Genomic DNA, 17,642 nt, shown 5'->3' on the forward strand with positions numbered 1-17,642 from the left:
TTATATATCTAGGGTTGGTAAATAAATACTCAACCCGAGATCAAAAAAGAAAGATGTGGATAAATTAGTTACCTAAACGCTCACGGTTATATGAGCCATCTAATACTCGGCTCCACCATTTTTGATTCGCTAAATACCATTCAACAGTTTTACGAATACCTGATTCAAACGTTTCTGCCGGTTTCCAGCCAAGTTCACGGGCAATTTTAGAAGCATCAATTGCATAACGAACATCATGCCCTGGGCGATCTGTTACGTAAGTAATTAAGTTTTGGTATTCAGTTATGTCTTGAGGTTTATTAGGTACTAACTCTTCTAGCAATGAACAAATCGTTTTTACCACTTCAATATTGGCTTTTTCATTATGACCACCAATATTATAGGTTTCACCAATTTCGCCTTTAGTGACTACGGTATAAAGCGCTGAGGCATGATCTTCTACATATAGCCAATCACGAATTTGCATGCCATTGCCGTAAACTGGCAATGCCTTACCGTCTAAAGCATTTAAAATAATTAACGGAATCAGCTTTTCGGGGAAATGGTACGGACCGTAATTATTTGAGCAATTAGTTACAATGGTTGGTAAACCGTATGTACGTAGCCATGCTCGCACTAAATGATCGCTTGATGCTTTAGAGGCTGAATACGGACTCGATGGCTCATACGATGTTGTTTCAGTGAACAAGTCATCGGTGCCTTCCAAGTCACCATATACTTCATCGGTTGAAATATGGTGGAAACGAAATGCCGCCTTGCGGGTATCATCTAATTGATTCCAGTAAGCACGAGTTGCTTCTAAAATTGTATAGGTACCGACAATATTGGTTTCAATAAATGCCGCAGGACCATCGATTGAACGATCAACATGGCTTTCAGCAGCTAAATGCATAACCGCATCAGGTTGATGCTCAGCAAAGACACGATCTAACTCTGCGCGATCACAAATATCAACTTGCTCAAAAGAATAACGATCATTGTTTTCTACATCAACTAATGACTCTAAGTTACCTGCGTAAGTTAATTTATCAACGTTAACAACACTATCTTTAGTATTACTTATAATATGACGAATCACGGCCGAACCAATAAAACCGGCACCACCAGTTACTAAAATTTTCATTTTTATTCTCTTATTAATCTGCGCCAAACAAATCGCGTGTATACACTTTATCAGCAATATCTGAAAGTTCTTCAACCATACGATTAGAAACAATCACATCACACTGTTGTTTAAACTCAGCTAAGTTATCCATGACTAATGAATTAAAGAATTCTTTTTCATGTAATACAGGTTCATAAATAACAACTTCAATACCTTTAGCTTTAATACGCTTCATGATCCCTTGAATACTTGATGCGCGGAAGTTATCGGAACCTGCTTTCATAATTAAACGGTAAATACCAACACATTCTGGATTTTTAGCAATAATAGAGTCAGCTATAAAATCTTTACGGGTGGTATTGGCATCAACAATTGCACCAATAATATTATTTGGCACATCGCGGTAATTAGCACGAAGTTGTTTAGTATCTTTAGGTAAACAATAGCCACCATAACCAAACGATGGATTATTGTAATGATTGCCTATACGAGGATCTAAACCTACACCTTCAATAATTTGACGTGCATCTAAACCATTGGAAGCAGCGTAGGTATCTAATTCATTAAAGTAAGCAACACGCATTGCCAAATAGGTATTAGAAAATAACTTTACCGCTTCAGCTTCAGTTGAATCTATAAATAAAACTGGAATATCTTGTTTAATAGCGCCTTCAAATAATAAATTAGCAAATACTGTTGCACGTTCGCTTTGTTCACCAACAATAATACGTGATGGATAGAGATTATCGTAAAGAGCACGACCTTCACGTAAGAACTCAGGTGAGAAGATAATATTCTCAAAGCCAAACTGCTCTTTAACCTGTTTAGTATAACCAACAGGAACAGTTGATTTAATCACCATCACTGCATTTGGATTTATAGCCATAACATCTTTAATAACAGCTTCAACAGATGAGGTATTAAAAAAGTTATTTACAGAGTCGTAATCAGTCGGGGTTGCAATAATAACAAAATCAGCACTTTCATATGCTAACTGCTTATTCAATGTAGCATGAAAATTTAATTGCTTATTTTGGAGAAAATCTTCAATTTCCTTATCTACTATTGGGGATATTTTATCATTTAATAAATTTATTTTTTCTTCGATAATATCTACAGCAATAACTTCATTATGCTGTGCTAAGAGCATAGCATTAGACAGGCCCACATAACCAGTTCCGGCAATAGCGATTTTCATTTTAATTCCGAATATATAATTAGAAGGATTGAATATTTTCTAGTGATTTAGTCACAATATATTGAGCTTGTTCTAATTGACCAGATTCAGCATAACAGCGAAGCTCTGGAGCATTTCCTGATGGGCGAAGATGAATAACATCACCATTAACTAATATAATTCTTAATCCATCAGTTAAATTAATACACTCAACAGAATAATCATCAAAGCCTAATTTAGTTATAAATTCTTGTGGCGCATTTTTTGCTTCACTTAAAATAGCGATGCTTTTTTCAGTTGCGAAATTTTGAATACGATCACTATGAGTAAACCGCTGTGGCAAGTCATCCACTAATTCATATATCGGCTTTTCTTTTGCTGCTACCAATAACATTAATGCAGGTAATACCGCATCACGAGTAGGTAATGATTTAATTTCTTTGCCATTAACTGAAACATCAGAGCCTAATAAAAAACCGCCATTGGCTTCAAAACCTGCAATCGACTGATATTTTTTCGATAACTCAGTAAATTCAGCAATCACATAAGGCGAACCTATTTTTGTTCGAGTCACATGACTAAATCGATCGTAACTTTCAATCGCAGTATTACAACTAACTGGAACTGCTAACGCTTCAATATTCATGGCATCAGCACATAACAGACCTAAAATATCACCACGTAACCAATCACCATTTTCATCTGCGACCAATGGACGATCACCATCGCCATCAGTTGAGAAAATAAAATCTAAGTTATATTCTTTTGACCATAGTTTCGCTTTTTGCTTATCGGCATCTGATACTGCTTCGGTATCAATCGGTACAAACTCATCGCTACGCTCAAGCGAAATAACTTCAGCGCCTAATGCTTCAAACATTGGCACATATAAATCACGCCCAGCACTTGAGTGCTCGTAAATACCAATACGTTTACCTATTAACACTTGACTATCGAATAACGAGATATAGCGAACTATATACTGAACAGCCGCTTTATTATTTATCGTTAGTTCAAGTAAATCAGCTATTGATTCAAACTCAGCAGCGGCATTTAAAATAGCTTGTTCATCTTCTTTACTAATTTCACCATCTGGACGGTAAAATTTAAGGCCATTGCGATCAAAAGGGATATGGCTACCTGTTACCATAATACAAGGAATATTGTCTTGCATTGAAGCATAAGCTAATGCAGGTGTTGGCACTACACCATAGTAGATAACTTCAAGTCCTAATTGTTGAACAACTTTAGCACACGCTTGTGCCATTGCCGGACTACTTGGTCGATTATCTATTGCAATCGCAACCTGCTTAAAATTAAATTCAGTTTGCATACAACTAATAAATGCATGGGTAAAAGCCGCACACACGTTAGCAGTGAATTTTTCAACTAAACCACGAGCACCACTGGTTCCAAACTGAATACCTGAATCTTTAATAACTTTTGAACTTAGTAATAAACTCATTTTTAATATCCTTCACCATCAGTTCCAATACGGACGATATCGTCTTCCGATAAATAATTTCCAGTTCGTACTTCAACAAGCTCTAAATCAACTCTGCCTGGGTTTTCAAAAGAATGAGGAGAACCGATAGGAATATAAGTCGACTGATTTTCAGAAACTAAATATGTTTCATCACCATTTAAAACTTTTGCCGTCCCAGATACTACAATCCAATGCTCTGCACGATGATAATGAATTTGGGTTGCTGTTTTTTCACCGGGGCGTACTGTTATCTTTTTGACGTGATAACGATCACCTTCTGCAATTTGTTCATGTTTACCCCAAGGGCGATAAATATCTAAATGATGTTGATATTCATTTCTACCCATATCCTTTAAACGATTAACAATATTTTTAACATTTTGTACTTTATCTTTATGTGCCACTAAAATTGCATCTTTTGTCTCGACGATAACTAGATCAGAAACACCTACCGTTGTAACCAATTTATTTTGAGCATAAATATAACTATTCGTCGTTGAATCTAGAAGCACATCGCCACGACAAGCATTCCCTGCTTCGTCCTTATTATGAATCCCCCATAATGCAGACCAAGAACCAACATCACTCCAACCAGCATCCATTGGTACGATAATAGCTTTATCTGTTTTTTCCATAACGGCATAGTCAATTGAATCATCAGGACACTTATCAAAAATATCCTTAGATATACGTATAAAATCTAAGTCAGAATATGTTGATGCTATAGCCAATTTACAAATATCATAAATTTCAGGATTATACTTTTTAAGCTCACTCAAATACGTAGATGCTTTAAATAAAAACATACCACTATTCCAAGAGTATAGTTTTGAACTAAAATAACTTTCTGCTGTTTCTAAATCAGGTTTTTCAACAAATGCTTCTACCTGAAATAGAGAATTACCAAGATGCTTACCCTGTTTAATATAACCATAACCTGTTTCAGGATGGCTTGGAACAATACCAAATGTCACTAACATTCCATCATTAGCTGCATCTTTTGCTTTATTTACAGATTCGATAAATGCACTTTCTTTAGTAATAACATGGTCTGCAGCTAAAACTAAAAGTAAAGGATCATTACCATCGCTTATTGCTTTAAAAGCAGCAAGTGCAATTGCAGGTGCTGTATTTCTTCCAACTGGCTCTAATATAATACTAGCATTATTAACACCAATATTTCGTAATTGCTCAGCAACCATAAAACGATGTTCATTATTACAAATAATTATTGGTTCTGATTTAGATAAAGAATCTAATCTTGTAATAGTATTTTGAAGCATAGAATCATCATTTACTAAGGAAATAAATTGTTTAGGATAATGTGTTCTAGATAAGGGCCAAAGACGTGATCCAGAACCACCGGCCATAATAACAGGTATCAATTTTTTTTCGTTCATAATATATTATCAGTTATTTACTCTAATAAGAATACGAGTAATTAGTGAGAAAAAATAGTAAGCTATTAGTATTAATATTGCAGTTTTAATTATAACTAAAATAGGAGCTTTGATTAACATGAAGCTCATTGAAAGATAAATAACATAGAGCTCTCCCGGTAGTTTTCTTATTACTTTAAAGAAAAAATAATAAAATATTGGAAATAGAAAAATGACGCTATATCCGAAATATATCATGAATTCAGATAAGAAAAAGTGCCCACCTAATGGATAATACTTTAGAGAAATTACGCCATTAGACATTGCGTTAGATATCACTTCAAGAATATGACTTTGAAAAAAGTTTGTCAGATTAAATAAAGAAATAAAATTATCATATATGAAGTAAATTGGACTACCTAAAAAGCTTCCATTGTTATTGATTATTTCAACTGTTTGATATGCACCATAAGACCCAAATATAGCCTCAGAGAAAAAAGGCCACAAAACAAGGCCGAAAGAAAATTCAATATCAGTTCTTCTTAGGGTCATATATACAAAAATAAAAAATAGAGCCAACAAAAAAGGAAACATCGATAGTGCTTTTTTTAAGCTATATCTTTCACCATAAAAGTAAATAAATATTGCAATCATCATATGTGTTCTAGCTGTATCAACAATGCTGATGAATAACAATATCAAAAGAAAAAGAAAAAATTTATATGAAGATATTTTGTTCTTGCTTCTTGATATAGATAACGATGAAAATACTAAAAGTAAGATAGTTTTTGAAAAGGTTGCAACTGAGGTCATAACCGTCACTTCCTCACCATATTTAGGCCAAGGATAAAACCAAACCAAAACAAGTACTATGGGTGAGAGTATTGGGAACAAAATTCTTGCAAAAATTTCAAACCTACCATTTACATCATAGTTAATACAAAAAACCCTTCTATTATAAAATGTTATAGTAAATAGAAAAATATTTATACTAATGATAGTTAACGATATATAGTGGGATATTTCTTTATTTAGTAGAGGTAGTTCAATATTTACAACATTGCTACCAAACTCTAGATAATATAAAGGAAATACAGAATATAAGAATATGAATATTCCATATACTAGTAAGCCAGAATTAAGGCTACTATCAATCTTATACCATCTTATGAGAACAAGAAAAATACTCAATAATAATATAATAAAAATCATATCTTTTTTATTTCCGAACTAATAATGTCTGCATTTTTAGCCCACGAGTCATTATATTTAAAATTACATATTTCTTTCTCTGATACTAAGGTTTCTTTAATTAAAGAATATAAATCATCAATAGCCGGATCAAAGAAGGTAATATCTTCAAGACCCATATTTGGGATTTCACTTTGAGATGTGCATATTACTTTAGCCCCACAAGAAAGAGCTTCCAATGGAGGAATACCAAATCCTTCATAGATACTTGGAAAAACAAATAATTCGCAAGAATTATACAAAAGAGATAGTTCAGTATCCCTAACAAAACCAGTAAACTTTACCCTATTACTATAAGGTGAAGATTGAACTTCTTTAAAAAAATCATGCATCAACCAGCCAGAAGGCCCTACGATAAGTAAATCACCAATATAGTTATCTTTTTCGATTAAGGTGAAAAAAGCTTTAACAAGAGAATTTATATTTTTCCTAGGTTCAATCGAACCAACAGCAAGAATAAAACTATCTCTCGGAGAAGTGTTATTCTTAAATAGGCCAATATCAATAGAGTTTCTAGCAACCATTATTGCCTTAGGCTCCAAAGAGAAAAAATCAACTATTTCATTTTTCGTAAACTCTGATACTGTTATGATTTTCTTTGCACGCTTCAAACTGAAAGTAAATGAGAATCTGTTCATCCATTTATTAAGTAACGTCATTGTCTCTGGGTAACGATAAGCTACAATATCGTGAACAAATAGAATACTTTTAATTCGAAAGAAAGGAATACAATGACAGAAACCCAAAAAGATGGCATTCCGAGGAAGGATAAAACTCAAGAGTATAGAAACGAAAATTGTACCCGGTATTTTTGAGAACTTATCGTACACATTCACATCGATAGATTCCTTTTTTATCTTCTCAGGAAGAATTATCTCCTTATTAGATATTAAGGTAATTTTATAACCAAGGTTAGATAATTCATATACCATTTCCGTGACATATCTTGCGACTCCAACCGGATTGGCCTTTAAACTACGTGCGTCAATATATAATCTAGGATACATTATCACTCCAGCTATTTTTTATTTTATCAAATGAATATTTTCTAGATGATACAATTGCATTAAAGGCCACCTGAGAATAGCATTCTTTATCTTTTATTGTGAGGATGTCGATAACTGTGGATACATATTCATCTTCAGTTAATATAATCCCATCATTACCAGAATTTATAATTTCTTTAGGTCCAATATGATCTGTGGTTATTACCACAACGCCCTGACTCATTGCTTCAATTATAACAACACCAAATAGCTCTTCCCAATATTTATTGCGTTTTGATGGAACTAAAAGGAAGTTTAAACTTGATAGATAGCTCCTAACATCATCACGGTTACTAAGAAATCCAAGATAATCTATATTTCTACTTCCTGTAATACAATCCTCCATTGCACCTTTACCTACAGCATAAAAGTCAACGTTAGAATATAATAATTCATTATTCGCTATTTCAATAAATTCATTGATTCCTTTAGACTCATTAATACGACCAAGAAAACCAACATTTAGCTTATTTATATCTTTCCATTTTCGTTCAAAACATTCTTTCGAAATTTCCTGACAGTCAACAACATGATATATCTGACTTAAATCAGAAATCTTCATATTGATAAATAAAGATAATTTTTTTTGAGCTTCTTTTGTTACACAGATAATCTTATAGTCTGTTCTCAATAATTTCTTCCAAATAATCTCAAGATATTTATTCAGAAAACCATAACTAAAAGGATAATAAGCCCCCCAGTGAGGCCAAGACGAATGATATATTACAGTATTTCTATATTTCAACACTGAGTATAAAATCATTCTTATATTTAACGGAGCCATTGCAATTAGTATTTTATTTCTTTTTATAAATGGAATAAAAACCAAAAGTAATAGCGAATTTAATACATCATCGCTGATTTTTTTATGCTTTATAAGATCTCTTAATAAAAATCTAAATGGTCGCGAATTACAAAATATAACATTATCTACGCTCTCTAAAGCTTTATAATATGGTCTACCATCAAAGTCGTGTATTATAATTAACTTATTGTTGAATCTCTTCATATATAATCTCAAAAGTATTATTCCAATTGTATTTACTCAGGAATACCTTACTATCTATATCGTCGAATAAATGATTTTCGAAAAGTAAATTAGTAATACTTTCGACATTATTGATATCAAAATAATATATATTATCACTATTAAACTCTTTAAAAGCGGGAATATCATTACAATAGACAATAGTACCAGAGTTTATAGCCTCTAGTATCGGCAATCCGAAACCTTCATACTTAGATGGAAATACAAATGCATAAGCATTTTTATACAAAAAATAAAGTTCTTTATCCGAAACAACCCCTGTACAGGTAACTCCATCACTTACTATATTATGTCCAGAACCGACTAAAATAAGCTTTCTTTCTCCACCTACTTTTATATAAGTTTTGTAAGCACAGAGAAATTCACTTATTCCTTTATGTGGACGACCGTTTCCAACATACAGAAAATATTCACTCCCAAATTTATCATTAGATACTTCACCATCAATTGATATTTTAGAAAATAAATCGTTAATCCCTTCAGAACAAATTATAGAATTACAAATAAACATACTCAACAAATCATCTTTAGTTGTCTGTGATACAGAAAATACATTATCCGATGATAACAATGAATATTTAACTATAAAGTCATAATATCTGACTCCAATCAAACGTTGAAAACCAGGTTTAAAAAAATCATCAACGATTCTATACATTAAATCATGAACTGTAATAAAGCATTGAGTTCTATCTCTCTTAAACCATAACCCTGAATAATGGAATGATATGTATTTTTCTGGATTGATAATATAAATAAAAAACGAGAAAATAAAAAAATGAATTATATTAAACGGCTTAAATTTAGTAACTTTTTGTGTTCCAATTAATTTATCATTTTTTTTATTAACTAGTAACAGTATTTTATCTTTACCAAACTTTTCAACAAATCTATTCGCATTTTCTATACTGAATCTTGAGATCCCTGTTTCAGACTCTGCTACAAGTCTACAGTCTAAAATTATCATCAAAGAACCTTTTTAACTTAATCTTAATTTTTTTTATTTTAGGAAGCGCATAGTAATCTTGATTTTTTTTCTGATTAAGTATGTAAGAATCTATCAATTCTCGCTTATTTGAATATATTTTTTCAGAATTTATAAAAAAAAATTTAATACCATTATCTGTTATATTCTTATTAAATGGCTCAGGATCTGATTCCTTAACGGGAAAATAGACTATATGATAGTCTTTATACCTTACCCACTCATCAATAACGTTAATATTATTTTTCTTTAATTTTCTAGCCAATAATTTTTCAGGATTCCTACCAACTTGATTATATTCTCTATGAAGATAATCATTATCTTTCCATGACCATACTTTTATCATTGTTTTAACACTTGCAACCATAATATGATCAGATACCCACGAATAAGGAATTAAATAGTTTTTTGAAACTAACGCCATTCCTTCATCTATTCTTTCAGTAGGAAAAAAATCTTTAGTAATAATTGAGCAATCTGTTCTCATACGTACTACATAATCATAATTAATATTAAAAATCTCTAAACATTGCACTAATATTCTCATGCTGTTAAACATCCCTATAATATTAAAATGGGATGATAAGCCCGAGTCACTCTGCTTTTTGAAAATATTATCATAAGATGTTTCAAGATTAGGTTCTGCTTCTATCAAATATTTAATATCATATTTCCCTCTATTCAATATCTGTTCTTCTTCTCTTGCTTTACTTTTTGACTCTGCTTTCCATAAAAAAACATAGTAATCGATATCCCTATCTCCCTTTACTCTTTCAATGTTATCAATTACTGAATTTATATATCTAGGTGGTCCAGCGATTAAAACAGCTATTTTTAATTTTTTCATAGTATATAATTAATTATTTTCTTTCATTATCAACAAAAATTTTTTCATAAAAACAACAATTGGAAGTATTGTAGATATAATCCCTATAAAATAAGATTCATGATCTAAAATATTTTCTAGTACAGAATAAATAAATATTGTTAGTATTATATATGGTATAAATTTCAATATGACTTTATATATAGTTAAATAAAATGATTTTAGCTCTTTCTTAAAACCGAATTTAAATAGTATATAATATATAGATATAAAATTTAGAATAAAAGATATTGTAACAGACCAAGCTGTTGCTTTAATAGAATAAAAAAATATAGATGTAACTATAGATATAACAAATATAATAGAACCAATAAGTCCAGCTCTAAATAGTAAATCGACACGACCAATTGATTGAAAAAAAGCTCCAGATGTAGCCATTATCATTTGGAAAGGCAAAGAGTAATTAAATATTTCAATTAACGGGATAACCTTTAACCATTTATCTCCAAGAATTAAATAGACGATTAATTCTGAATTAAAAAAGAAAAAAGAAAATATAATTAAGGACAAACAGACTATCTTTTCTATTAATTTATTATGCTCATTAGCTATATATTCTAAGTCGCTTTTTTTTTCACTTAGAACGGGCTGAATGGCTGAACTTAGTGCAAATGATGTTAATTGTAATGGATATCTCATCAATTGATATGATTGATCATATATTCCAACTTTTATTGGTCCTAAGAACTTAGCAATAAGTATATTATCTAGATTTCTAGAAAAATAATTTATAATTCCAAAACCAAATTGATAACTGCTAAACTTCCAAATCCTTTCAAAAATACTAAAGTCAAATCCTATTATAGCTCTCCCTAAGGAGGTTTTCGAAGACACTTTATATAAAATAAAGAACCTTACGCATGAAAAAATGCTACTTCTCAAAGCCAATAATACAATAGGTGAAATAAAATCAAGAGTTATTATAATTAGTAAGAACGAAATAATATGAGATATTGCTTCTATAATATTTATTTTTATTATCAGAACATCTTTCAAACAACAGGTATAAGGCACTATAGAACAACAGCTAAATAAAACTGTAGGTGCTATACATAAGACTAGAAGCTGGTATATTTTATCACTATAGAAATCAGAAATAAAAACAGATGATACTAAAAATATAATCGTAGTAATTATTCCGATAATAATGGTGAGAGTAAACACACCATTAAGTTCACTTTTAGAGATTCTTTTCTCATTAATTAATGCAGGTCCAATACCAATATCTGATAGCAGTTGAAAAAATACTACAAATACAAAAATCGATGCTACTTTACCGAAATCGTCAGGTGAAAATAATCTCGCATATATCATAAGAAGAGTAAACTGAACAATATAAACTGCCAGTTTACCAATAACACTTGATACTATAGCTTTATATAATTTTACGTTCAAAGTAATAATCTCTTGATAGAATATAAATATCTTATGACTATATTGTTTTTGTTTTTTGCCACAAACTTATATAACCACCTGCTATTTTTCTTATAAGAAATATATTGTTCAATATTATTCCTTTCCTTTAACATATAGGCAAGTAAGTTATTATGAATCTTACCATGTCTATTAATTTTAATTAGTTTTTTCTCATTTTTTTCTCTAATAAATAGCGCGACTAAACCAAAATTAGAATCTGATAAAGAATTAGATTCAAAGCGTATAGTTTTCTCACTTTGAAAGTTGCACTTAGATGTAACAATATATGTATTACTATCTATCATAAATGGTGTACTTATATCATGAAACTGATTCTCATTATTCCCCCCTCTACTGTATGAGCAATTAGCAGAAAAAATATTAATAATGCTATTACTATCATTCCAACTATGAATTCCTATGATTTTATATCCGTCATAGTCTAATTTTAAAACATCACTAACCAATGTAATATTTTCATTAAATTGACTATTATTTTTAGATTTTTTATCACAACCAAAACCATTTAAAATAACATAACGATCATCATCAGATATAATATTATAGCCAATATCATATTGCGAAAAATTATCTATTATTTTCTCTCCTAACCTATACATTAGATAGTCAAGAGGATGATCTAAGTTATCAAAATCGTAGAAATATTCTACGCCATTTTTTTTATAAAATGAGTCAATATCTACATAGTCAAGTTTATATAACTTTATATATTTTAAATGTATATTATTAATTTCAACTTTAAATTTATATTTTTTAGTTAATAATGGTAATAGTAATACAATTACCTTTGTTTCAATGGATGACAGTCTTTCATATAGTGATTTTATATTTTGCTCTATTGTAGCTATATCTGTATCCAGCATATTTGTATTATGAAAATCATTTACATTAGATTCACATATTACGATATCTGATTCCTGTAATACTTTTTCCCACCTTATTATTTCATACAGATTTTGTAGTGACGAAGATGCCCCTAATGAATAATTATATAATGTATGATAATCTCTGAAGTATTTAGATAGCCCATTTTTTTTTATTGAATTACTTCCACCCAGTAGTACAACTTTCACATTAATCACTTTAGAGTATGGTTTAACTTTACTATTAAATGGTTTTATAATAGATCATACCATTTAATATTTAATTACTTAAAAATCAATAGCCTTGCATAAGACACGACTTTGAAGGAATATTTCAAGATCTGAGGGAATGCCTAAACCATACATTCCATTAGCTTCTTCACCTATATTATATATTCCAACATTAAGTTCTTTTGATACCATAAATGTATAAACAGGCGCTACATAAAATTCACCATTACTGCGAATATCCTCACTTATCATATAATCTGCAAATTTACAAAAATCACTACCATGTTTAAAATTATATATACCAACTGTAGCTTCGTCAGATACAACTACTTTTTCAATAACTTCTAAAACTAAACCACTAGAATCAACTTTTGCATATGACCATTTTGGATCATTAGCTTTCATTGTCAGCATACTTCCGTCTAAACCACGACTATCCATATTTAATAAATAATCGTTGATATTGATATCTACCCACTGATCAGAATTAGCTATCATTAATGGTTCATTATTATCAATAAAATCTCTTGCTTTTAATACTGTTATTGCGGCACCTTCTGTAATACCATCAATGCCAATTATGTCGTAGTTTTCGCAAGAAGAATTAAACACTTCTCTAAGTTGATACTTATCTATATGCTCATTTTGACAAACAAATATAAAGCGATGCTCACAATCAGGCTTAAGATTATTAATTACAACCTCAATCATATGTTTACCATTAACATCAATTAATGGCTTTGGTAATTCGTAACCAGCATCCGCAAAACGACTACCTTTCCCCGCCATTGGAACTACAATATTTAACATTCTACAACCTCAAGATATTTATCATTTAATGCGCCAGGTAATTTTACGACGGCAGTCACAGTATCTTCTAAAGCTTCAAAATTAGTATATTCACCGGGTTCAATTTTTAATATATCCCCCTCCTCTAATATGATTTTATTCATCATCGCTTTACCTGATATAATCACGGTTATCTCTGTAGCAATTTTATGGCAATGGCTCGCTTCTTTATCACCTTTCTTGAATTTTTGAATTGCAACTTCTACATCTGTTGTATTAAATAGTGTTGGTTTGAACCCACCAACAAACCATCCTCGAATATAATCATCTAAATTACTTTTATTCACTGTATACCTCATATAAATATGCACATATTGATTGTATTTCGAACTGGTCGTTCCATTCAATAATATCTGTACCAATAAATTTTTTATTATCAATTTTCAATTCAAATTCTATAATACTATGCATAGTATCCACCATAATATTATTTTCTTTAAATGAAAGATGAGATACATTAGTAAATAAAGTTTCTATATAATCAAGTACATTTTTTTTACCTGATATCGATGTATTTGGATCAATCAAAGAAATTTCTTCAGAAAAATATTTCTTCATTTTATCAATATTGCATAAATTGAAATCAGCAATATACTGCTTACTTTTTTCTATAACTTGATTTCGATTAAATTTTCTATTATCAGAGCATTTAATATCAAAGGTCTCTAATGAGTGTTCATCATTAATATGAAAATATTTAGATTTATCTATCTTAATGGCTTTAACAATACCTTCATTTAATATGATTTCATTTATCGTTGGCGAAATAAAAAATGAATCATTTATTTGAACATCTTTACGTATCATTTCTTTAGCTGCATCGATAAATATACGAGCAGATTTATAAAAATATAAACCAGCTATCGCATTATTACTAATTGGTGTCTTTTCTGCTGCCTGAGTAACCGTATTATTATTATCAACTTTTACATATGACCATTTCGGATGTATTGCCTCGAATGTAAGTACACCCGCATCAACATTTCCATCTAATAACTCAGATAAATATGGGTTAAGATCAAAATCTAATACTTGTTCAAAACTTGAAATAACTAACGGTTTATCTAGATCAATATTATCAATGGCTAATAATGCTGAACAAACTGAACCTTTTGTATGACCATTAATTAAAGAAATAGCAATATCATCACCAAGTAAATGGATAACTTTATCAAGTTGATACTGTTCAGCTTGTTTTGTCGGTACTGCTACTATTATTTTTTTATCGAATTTAAGTGATAAGAAAGGAGCAGCAGCATGTTCAATTAATAATCGTCCATCAATTTCAGAAAGTAGCTTAGGAAAATTATTATCTTTCGTTAATTTAAATGTATTTTCTCCAGCCATCGGTATCAAAATATTAAGCATTTTTTTCTATTCCTTCAATATACTGAATGATATTGTCATAATTAACATCATAAATTGAATCTACTTTGAGGACATTAGCTCCAGAAGCTAAAGCTGCTTTTATTCCGTTCTCATTATCTTCTACTATCAAACATTCTTCAGGTTTTAGACCTAATTTAGATATAGCTAAATTATAAATTTCAGGACTAGGCTTTCCTTCAGAAACATCTTGATTTGATAAATAAAAGTCAAGATAATTAATTAAAGATGACTTCTCCATCATAACCTTAACAGTATTTCTTATTGAATTGGAAGCAACTGCTAATTGATAACCATTTTCTCTCAACTTAGATAATGCATATTGATGGTGGAACACTGGTTTACATAACTGATGAGTGATATCCATTGTATATTGCTGTTTCATCTCATTAATAAAGCAATGTAATGACTCAGGTAATACATAGGTTTTAGATAACATATTGAGTTTTTGGCTTGTAGAAAGACCATCAAAAGTAACTAAATGTTCATGTCTACTAATTGTTAATCCAAATATTGATAATGCCTTATTTAATGCATCATAGTGCCAATCTTTCGCATCAATGAGCACACCATCCATATCAAAAATAACAGCTTTAATTTTACGATCAGACATTAAAAAATTCCTTAGCTAGCATAGGGAAATCTGTACATAAAAGAATATTTTCTGAAGACTGACTATCCCTTATGTGATTTTTTAGTTGTTCCCAATAGGTTGTATACTCATAACCATGCAGTTCTGGTGATACTAAAGCGACTTTCTTACCTTCCTCTAATACCTTATTTAACTCAGCTAAGTTTAATTTATTAGACGAAAAATTATCCAGCCATATTCCTGCAGCATCTTTATAAAGCAGAGCAGTAGGCTCTACATCCGAAACTCTTGAAAAATAGCACATATTTTTTTGATTAAAAGTCAAACAATCAGGAATAGACATGTCAAAATAAAAATGTTTATGCTCTCCTAAATATTCATTTCTTTGCAATAAATCTTGTAATCCGTCACATTTAATATTTAGAGCTAATGTCACCTTTTTATTTTTAGACACTAATTTCAAAAATTCATCTAATGTTTTATTTTTTTCAGTTGGAAGATCATGACTAATTACAATTTTCCCATGATAGTCTCTGAGATCCGTTTCAATACCAAAACCATTACTGATTGCTCGTTCAAATGCTTTAAAAGAATTCTTTTCCTGAGACTCTAACCAATAACCACGGTGGGCAATAATTTCCATTCTTTTACCTATAAAATATTATTTATAAACTTTTGTTTGATTTACTTGATGATTAATTGATTTTTTGACCCAAGTCGTTATCCGCCAAATATGACTAATCGCTGTAAAGTACACCACGAACATGATTAAGAAAGTGACGAACATGGTGGATTCAGCTACACCATTAAGATCAGCCACAATCCCCACTGCCGCACAAATCGATGCTAATAAGCAGATAACAAATAACGTCATTAATGACGATAAACCCATGCGCTCACAAATATGATGCAGATGTTCACGATCAGGTTTAAAGGCGATAATATCGACTTCTTGAGTGCCGCGGATCAACATCCAGATCACTGAAAAGCCGATGAACATACTGCCCGCATCACCCATAAATATTTTAAACCGGCGTCCTAGTGGAAAACCGAGGTTCAGCAAAATGTATGGGATTAATGCGGTTACGATTAATAAACAAATCGTGGACAAATACTCGTTACCGCTGATGTAAAATACAATCCCTAATGCAGTAAAGGTCACTGAGGCTAACCCACCCAGCAGACCGTCAATACCATCGACCATATTAAAAGCGTTAATAGCACCGATAACGGCTATCACGGTAATAACTGCACCTGCCACTTCATTGAGTACAATGGTGTCACTGCCCATCAAAAAACCTAAGTGATGTAGGCTGTGGCCACCGACCCAAATCATCGCCAGTGAAATTCCCGCTTGCACGGCTAAGCGAATTTTAAAGCTGACGTCAAAGAAATCATCCAGCGCGCCAAGCACAATCAAAATCGCCGAGCAGCCCAAATACAATTGCAAGTTTAGGCTCATCGGTAGAAACAAGGTAAAGCCAGCCAATAATGCTAAGTAAATGGAAATACCGCCCACCAGAGGCACAACGCCCTTGTGGTGTTTGCGGGCGTTAGGTTTATCAACCAGACCAACTTTCTTTGCTACTTTTCGCATAACGAATAACGTTATAAACGACATAAGAAAGACAAACAGATATGCAGTATTCATTATTGCCAACTTTATAAAAATGGAATGTAAACTAAAATAGGGGTGTAAAACGCGTTGCTTTGGGTGTAAAAAACACCTGCTTTAGGCCGCGATTTAATCGCGGCACTTACCGAAAAAATGAATTTTTTCAGCAGGCCAACTCAGTGTTTTTAAGGGCCTGAGACACAAAACCTGAAATTTGAGCCATAAAAAAGCACTAGCTGTCGCAGCTAATGCTTTGTTATGAAACAAGTTTGTTTGTTATTTAGAAGGTTGAGGGAATAGGTCCAA

The 17,642-nt window shown here is 31.2% G+C and carries 17 protein-coding genes; all 17 read right to left on the reverse strand.

What is annotated here, in order from left to right; translation table 11 throughout:
* Positions 1-64 precede the first annotated feature (64 nt).
* Positions 65-1,123 (reverse strand): dTDP-glucose 4,6-dehydratase, encoded by a 1,059-nt coding sequence (rffG, locus tag BTO21_RS08385; protein ID WP_045030676.1) that lies wholly within the window; start codon positions 1,121-1,123, stop codon positions 65-67.
* A gap of 13 nt (positions 1,124-1,136) precedes the next feature.
* Positions 1,137-2,303 carry a nucleotide sugar dehydrogenase gene (locus BTO21_RS08390; protein ID WP_045030678.1) on the reverse strand — a complete coding sequence of 389 codons (1,167 nt, stop codon included), beginning with the start codon at positions 2,301-2,303 and terminating at the stop codon, positions 1,137-1,139.
* Between the two features lie 19 nt (positions 2,304-2,322).
* A complete protein-coding gene (locus BTO21_RS08395; RefSeq protein ID WP_045030679.1) occupies positions 2,323-3,747 on the reverse strand; it encodes a phosphomannomutase in 1,425 nt (474 codons plus the stop codon).
* A gap of 2 nt (positions 3,748-3,749) precedes the next feature.
* The gene (locus tag BTO21_RS08400; protein WP_105026763.1) at positions 3,750-5,168 is read right to left on the reverse strand and encodes a mannose-1-phosphate guanylyltransferase/mannose-6-phosphate isomerase; all 1,419 of its coding nucleotides are present in this window, start codon (positions 5,166-5,168) and stop codon (positions 3,750-3,752) included.
* A 9-nt stretch (positions 5,169-5,177) separates the two neighbouring features.
* Complete coding sequence (locus BTO21_RS08405) at positions 5,178-5,960, reverse strand: hypothetical protein (protein WP_128973089.1); 783 nt, start codon at positions 5,958-5,960, stop codon at positions 5,178-5,180.
* 395 nt (positions 5,961-6,355) lie between these two features.
* Complete coding sequence (locus BTO21_RS08410; protein ID WP_045030685.1) at positions 6,356-7,405, reverse strand: glycosyltransferase family 4 protein; 1,050 nt, start codon at positions 7,403-7,405, stop codon at positions 6,356-6,358.
* Positions 7,395-8,453 carry a glycosyltransferase family 4 protein gene (locus BTO21_RS08415; protein ID WP_045030687.1) on the reverse strand — a complete coding sequence of 353 codons (1,059 nt, stop codon included), beginning with the start codon at positions 8,451-8,453 and terminating at the stop codon, positions 7,395-7,397. Before BTO21_RS08415 ends, BTO21_RS08410 begins: the two co-directional genes overlap by 11 nt.
* Entirely contained in the window at positions 8,434-9,459 is a 1,026-nt protein-coding gene (locus BTO21_RS08420; RefSeq protein WP_052672690.1) for a glycosyltransferase family 4 protein, read from the reverse strand. The genes BTO21_RS08415 and BTO21_RS08420 overlap by 20 nt, the downstream gene beginning before the upstream one ends.
* On the reverse strand, positions 9,440-10,324 hold the full coding sequence (locus BTO21_RS08425; protein WP_105026764.1) for a hypothetical protein: 885 nt from the start codon (positions 10,322-10,324) through the stop codon (positions 9,440-9,442). The genes BTO21_RS08420 and BTO21_RS08425 overlap by 20 nt, the downstream gene beginning before the upstream one ends.
* A 9-nt stretch (positions 10,325-10,333) precedes the next feature.
* Positions 10,334-11,758 (reverse strand): oligosaccharide flippase family protein, encoded by a 1,425-nt coding sequence (locus BTO21_RS08430; protein ID WP_170064501.1) that lies wholly within the window; start codon positions 11,756-11,758, stop codon positions 10,334-10,336.
* On the reverse strand, positions 11,755-12,873 hold the full coding sequence (locus BTO21_RS08435; protein ID WP_105026766.1) for an SGNH/GDSL hydrolase family protein: 1,119 nt from the start codon (positions 12,871-12,873) through the stop codon (positions 11,755-11,757). Before BTO21_RS08435 ends, BTO21_RS08430 begins: the two co-directional genes overlap by 4 nt.
* 78 nt (positions 12,874-12,951) lie before the next feature.
* A complete protein-coding gene (locus BTO21_RS08440) occupies positions 12,952-13,704 on the reverse strand; it encodes a glycosyltransferase family 2 protein (protein WP_045030694.1) in 753 nt (250 codons plus the stop codon).
* Positions 13,698-14,030: a cupin domain-containing protein gene (locus BTO21_RS08445; RefSeq protein WP_239998053.1), complete on the reverse strand. Its 333-nt coding sequence runs from the start codon at positions 14,028-14,030 to the stop codon at positions 13,698-13,700. The genes BTO21_RS08440 and BTO21_RS08445 overlap by 7 nt, the downstream gene beginning before the upstream one ends.
* On the reverse strand, positions 14,023-15,111 hold the full coding sequence (locus BTO21_RS08450; RefSeq protein WP_045030698.1) for a nuclear transport factor 2 family protein: 1,089 nt from the start codon (positions 15,109-15,111) through the stop codon (positions 14,023-14,025). Before BTO21_RS08450 ends, BTO21_RS08445 begins: the two co-directional genes overlap by 8 nt.
* A complete protein-coding gene (locus BTO21_RS08455) occupies positions 15,104-15,742 on the reverse strand; it encodes an HAD family hydrolase (RefSeq protein ID WP_239998051.1) in 639 nt (212 codons plus the stop codon). Before BTO21_RS08455 ends, BTO21_RS08450 begins: the two co-directional genes overlap by 8 nt.
* On the reverse strand, positions 15,735-16,364 hold the full coding sequence (locus BTO21_RS08460) for a PI-PLC domain-containing protein (protein ID WP_045030700.1): 630 nt from the start codon (positions 16,362-16,364) through the stop codon (positions 15,735-15,737). Before BTO21_RS08460 ends, BTO21_RS08455 begins: the two co-directional genes overlap by 8 nt.
* Before the next feature lie 18 nt (positions 16,365-16,382).
* A complete protein-coding gene (locus BTO21_RS08465; RefSeq protein ID WP_045030702.1) occupies positions 16,383-17,372 on the reverse strand; it encodes an undecaprenyl-phosphate alpha-N-acetylglucosaminyl 1-phosphate transferase in 990 nt (329 codons plus the stop codon).
* Positions 17,373-17,642: the final 270 nt, after the last annotated feature.

It is taken from the genome of Photobacterium phosphoreum (assembly GCF_002954725.1).
In the GTDB taxonomy this organism is placed as follows: domain Bacteria; phylum Pseudomonadota; class Gammaproteobacteria; order Enterobacterales; family Vibrionaceae; genus Photobacterium; species Photobacterium phosphoreum.